Here is a 4,435-nt window from a genome sequence, read left to right as displayed (position 1 = left end):
GGTGTCCTCCAACTGCGAGTACGACCACGGCTGGGAAAAGTTGGCGTCAGCGTCGGGCACCTTGGGGGTGGAATGCAGGGTGGCCGGGGTCAGGTAAATCACCGAGCGCCCCTCGTTAACACGCTGTTTCTGGTAGCCGAAGTCGGTCGATAGGCGCAGGCGTTCGCCCCGGTAGTCGAGGCCAACGGCGAACAGGCTGAAGTGCTGATGCTCGCCGTCCACTGCGGTTTCGCCATCGCGCTTGGCCATATTGACCCGCACGCCAAACTTATTGTCTTCACCAAAGCGCTGGCCCAAGTCGATGTGGCCGCCAACCCGGTCGCTGCTGCTGTAGTCGAGGGTGACGCTACGGGTGGGCGTGTCTTCGGCGTGTTTGGAGACGATATTGATGCCCCCGCCCACGCCACTGCCGCCCGGCGACACACCGTTAAGAAAAGCGTTGGAGCCTTTGAACACTTCCACCCGCTCCACCGCTTCGGTGGAAATGATCTGCCGCGGCAGCACACCGTATAGCCCATTTAAGGAAATATCGTCGGAGTACAGCTGAAAGCCGCGAATTACAAACACCTGCGAGAAGTTGCCGAAGCCATTGGACTGACGCACCGCCGGGTCACTTTCCAGTACATCGCCCAGGCTTTGTGCCTGGCGGTTTTTGATCAGCTGGCTGGTGTAACTGGAAACACTGAAGGGCGTGTCCTGCATATCCTGGTCGCCGAGCATGCCGATGCGCGCGCCACGGGCCACATCACCGCCGGCATAAGTTTCCGGTAAATCGCTACGGCCGGCGGCAAAGCCGCTGACGTTGGTGGCGCCCAATTCGATGGCGCCGTCAGTGGCCGCCATTGGCTGTAGCGACACGGTGCCGTCGGCGTCAATGGTGTAGGTCAGGCCGGAGCCTTGGAGCAGGAGCTGCAAACCGTCGGCTAGCGAATAGTTGCCGTGTAAGGCCTGTGCTTGCTGAGTGCGGGTCAGGCTGGCGTCGTAAATCAGGCGCACATTGGCCTGCTCGGCGAAGTCGGTCAGCGCCGCTTCCAGGCTTTGCGCCGGCACGTTGAGCTCGACAGCAGAAACAGCCATGGCGGTGCAGGCAAAGGGAATGGCCAGAAAAGTCTGAATAAGGCGGGAAGGCGTGCGAGCCATGGTGGAGGTCCTGTTCTGCTCGATCTTTTTGCGAGAACTTCGCATTTGCAGAGACAGAAGACGTAAACGCCGCCGATTTCTGAACCAGCCCCGTGATTATTTTCGAATTATTTTTAACGGCAGGCTGAAGGCAGCGAGTTTACTGGGCTACAGGCTCGCGAGCAGAGACCAGCAGCAGGCCCGGCAGCCGGACAAACTTCACCGGCAGGTTGTGTTCGATGGCGCGCAGCACCGCGGCCGGGTCAGCGCTGGCGAAGACACCCGTCACTTGCAGGTCGCGCGCGGCATCATCAAGAAACAGCACACGGCCGCCTTGGCTGCGTTGCAAATCGGCGAAAACCTGGTCCAACGGGCGCGAGCGAAATACCAAGCGGCCACGTTGCCAGGCCAGGCGCTGCGCTTCGTCCAGGGGTTCGAGGTTTTGCAGGTCGCCGTTGAGCCAGGCCACTTGCTGCTGGGCATTGACCAACTGAGCCGCATGGCGACCATCGCTGACCTGCACCTGGCCGTGACTGATCGCCAGGGTAACGCGCGCATCGCTGCTGTAGTTGACGTCGAAGCGGGTACCGGTGACGCGAATCTGCGCCGGGCCGGCGAGTACGTAAAACGGCTGGTTGGCATCAGGCGCCACCTGGAAGTCGGCTTCGCCGCGGTACAGTTTGATCTCGCGACGGCCGTCGCTAACCGTCCAATCCAGGGCGGTGTCGCCATTTAGTGTCAGGGTCGAGCCATCGGCCAACTTCACTTCCCGCACTTCGCCAGGCCTGGTGTGGTAGTCGGCGTACAGCCCCAGCCATAGGCCTTGCGGCAGCCACACGGCCAACAGCAATGCTGCCGCAGCCGCCAGGGACGCGCCCCAGCGTGTTGCGCGAAAACGCCGACGCGGTAATGGCACGACCTTAGGCACTCCCGAAAGCGCAGGCACATCGGCGACTGTTTCACCCAGTTGGCCAAGCAGCGACCACAGTCCTTCCACCTGCGCCATGGCTTGGGCATTGGCGGCCGAGGCTTCACGCCACACCTGCAGCGCGGCCTTATCCGCCGCGCTGGCGCGGCCGGAATGCAGCAGCACTTGCCATTCGCGCGCTTGCGCCAGGGGCAGGTCGAGTGCGGGGGTGGGGTGACTCATTGGCCGGCGTCCATGTGCTGCTGACAATATTCGAGGGCCTTGAGGATATAGCGTCCGGCCATACTTTCCGAGACACCCAAGCGCTCGCCGATCTCGCGCTGGGTTAAACCGTCCAAACGATTCCACAACAGCGCCTGGCGCAAATGCTCGGGCAAGCCCTGTAACACCTGCTGCAAGCGGGCCACGCCTTGGCTGCCAGCGGCGATTTGCTCTGGGCCGGGTTGCTCGGACTCCAGCTCTTCGTGCACCACTTCCTGCGTGGGACGGGCATCTTGTTGGCGGTGGTGGTCGATGATCAGGTTGCGCGCTATGCGGTACAAAAAGGCACGCAGGTTGCCGATTTCTTCGCCCTGCTCGCGGCGGCTAAACCGCAGCCAGGCCTCCTGGCGCAAGTCGGCCGCCAGCTCTGCACACTTCAACTGGCGACGAAAAAAGCGCAGCAACTCACCGGAGTGGCGCTGGAACTGATCGTCCGCAGAATGAGGGTCGGTAGGCGCAGGCACAACGGCTTCCGGCGTGGAGAAGGAAGCGCAACATACCTTTGTTGAGAATGAATTTCAAATGAGAGCCGACGGCATGCCGCGCCGTAGGATGTGCTGTGCGCACCATTGCGATTTCCCAGGAGACCGCAATGGTGCGCGTAACACAGCGTACAGGCCTCAGGGTGTGGTCATACCGGCGGCATGCATAAACATGCGCAGCAAGTACGACACCGCGCCCAGGGCCAGCACACTGGCGGCCCAAATTCCGACCAGCCAACCCAAGCGTTTCCACAAGGGCTTTTTCTCGGTGTTGTCCATTAGCCGCCCCACCCTAGTGGTAACCCTGATCCGGCGTCACCTTGCCGCGGAATACGTAGTAGCTCCAGGCCGTGTACATGAGGATAAACGGGATGATAAACAGCGCGCCCACCAGGATAAAACCCTGACTCTGCGGCGGCGCAGCGGCCTGCCAGATGCTGACCGACGGCGGAATAATGTTTGGCCACAGGCTGATACCCAGGCCGCTGTAGCCGAGGAAAATCAGCACTAAGGTCAGCAGAAACGGCTGGTAGTTCCGGTTGTTATGCACCGCGCGCAGCAGGCCGTAGAAGGTCACCAGCACCAGCAATGGCACCGGCAGGAAGTAGAACAGGTTGGGCAGGCTGAACCAGCGCTCGGCGATTTCCGCGTGGGCCAGGGGGGTCCACAAACTGACCACGCCGGTGACGCCCAACAGCACAAAGGCCAATGGCCGCGCCAAGTCGTGCATCTGTTTCTGCAAACGGCCTTCGGTTTTCATAATCAGCCAGGTGCAGCCCAGCAGCGCATAGGCGGCAATCAAGGCCACTCCGCAGAACAACGGGAACGGCGCCAACCAGTCCAGCGAGCCGCCGGCAAAGGTGCGGTTAACCACCGGCAAACCGTCGATATACGCCCCCAGCGCCACGCCCTGGAAGAAGGTTGCGGTCAGGGAGCCGCCGATAAAGGCTTTGTCCCAGATATGCCGTTTACGCTCTTTGGCCTTGAAGCGGAACTCAAAGGCCACGCCACGGAAGATCAGCCCCAGCAGCATAAAAATCAGCGGCAGGTACAGCGCGCTAAGCACCACCGAATAGGCCAGCGGAAAGGCGCCAAACAACGCTGCGCCACCGAGCACCAGCCAGGTTTCGTTGCCGTCCCACACCGGCGCCACGGTGTTCATCATGATGTCGCGCTCGCCGGCATCTTTGACGAACGGAAAGAGGATGCCGATGCCCAGGTCGAAGCCATCCATGACCACGTACATCATGATGCCGAAGACGATGATCACCGCCCAAATAAACGAAAGATCAATGCCCATTGGTGGTGCTCCCGTCGTTGGCGTCGTGGTTTTGATCGGCTTCCAGGCCTTCACCCGGTGCCGACAGAGGCCGCGCCGGCGTACGGTGCTGGCCAGGGCCGCCAATGCCTTGTTCCTTGCCTTCGTTGGTAACCGGGCCTTTACGGACCAGACGCACCATATAACCGAGGCCGACGCCGAACAGGGCGAAGTACACCACCACAAACAGAATCAGGGTCAGGCTCATCTGCGCAAAGCTGTGGTTGGACGAGGCATCGGCGGTACGCATCAAGCCGTACACCACCCACGGCTGTCGGCCCACTTCAGTGGTAAACCAGCCTGCGAGAATGGCGATCAGCCCGGAAG

Annotated in this window: 6 protein-coding genes; all 6 read right to left on the bottom strand. The window is 61.3% G+C overall.

Annotated features, from left to right (window positions below; genetic code table 11):
• A partial coding sequence (locus tag AAAB16_RS13495; RefSeq protein ID WP_340663783.1) for a TonB-dependent receptor plug domain-containing protein occupies positions 1-1,140 on the bottom strand: 1,140 nt, incomplete at its 3' end.
• Positions 1,141-1,279: 139 nt separating this feature from the next.
• Positions 1,280-2,269: a FecR domain-containing protein gene (locus AAAB16_RS13490; RefSeq protein WP_340663782.1), complete on the bottom strand. Its 990-nt coding sequence runs from the start codon at positions 2,267-2,269 to the stop codon at positions 1,280-1,282.
• Positions 2,266-2,772, bottom strand: a complete 507-nt coding sequence (locus AAAB16_RS13485) for a sigma-70 family RNA polymerase sigma factor (protein WP_340663781.1) — start codon at positions 2,770-2,772, stop codon at positions 2,266-2,268. Before AAAB16_RS13485 ends, AAAB16_RS13490 begins: the two co-directional genes overlap by 4 nt.
• A 156-nt stretch (positions 2,773-2,928) precedes the next feature.
• The gene (locus AAAB16_RS13480; protein ID WP_110617063.1) at positions 2,929-3,069 is read right to left on the bottom strand and encodes a DUF2474 domain-containing protein; all 141 of its coding nucleotides are present in this window, start codon (positions 3,067-3,069) and stop codon (positions 2,929-2,931) included.
• A gap of 13 nt (positions 3,070-3,082) precedes the next feature.
• Positions 3,083-4,090 carry a cytochrome d ubiquinol oxidase subunit II gene (cydB, locus tag AAAB16_RS13475; protein WP_340663780.1) on the bottom strand — a complete coding sequence of 336 codons (1,008 nt, stop codon included), beginning with the start codon at positions 4,088-4,090 and terminating at the stop codon, positions 3,083-3,085.
• A partial coding sequence (locus AAAB16_RS13470) for a cytochrome ubiquinol oxidase subunit I (protein WP_340663779.1) occupies positions 4,080-4,435 on the bottom strand: 356 nt, incomplete at its 5' end. The genes cydB and AAAB16_RS13470, both read right to left, overlap by 11 nt.

Origin of the sequence: Pseudomonas sp., assembly GCF_037994325.1 — a bacterium.
Classification (GTDB): domain Bacteria; phylum Pseudomonadota; class Gammaproteobacteria; order Pseudomonadales; family Pseudomonadaceae; genus Aquipseudomonas.
This window is presented reverse-complemented; position numbering and strand designations above follow the sequence as displayed.

Excerpts from the sequence above, each read along its gene's own strand:
- AAAB16_RS13490 (WP_340663782.1), bottom strand. The coding sequence starts at position 2,269 with ATGAGTCACCCCACCCCCGCACTCGACCTGCCCCTGGCGCAAGCGCGC.
- AAAB16_RS13480 (WP_110617063.1), bottom strand. The coding sequence starts at position 3,069 with ATGGACAACACCGAGAAAAAGCCCTTGTGGAAACGCTTGGGTTGGCTG.
- cydB (WP_340663780.1), bottom strand. The coding sequence starts at position 4,090 with ATGGGCATTGATCTTTCGTTTATTTGGGCGGTGATCATCGTCTTCGGC.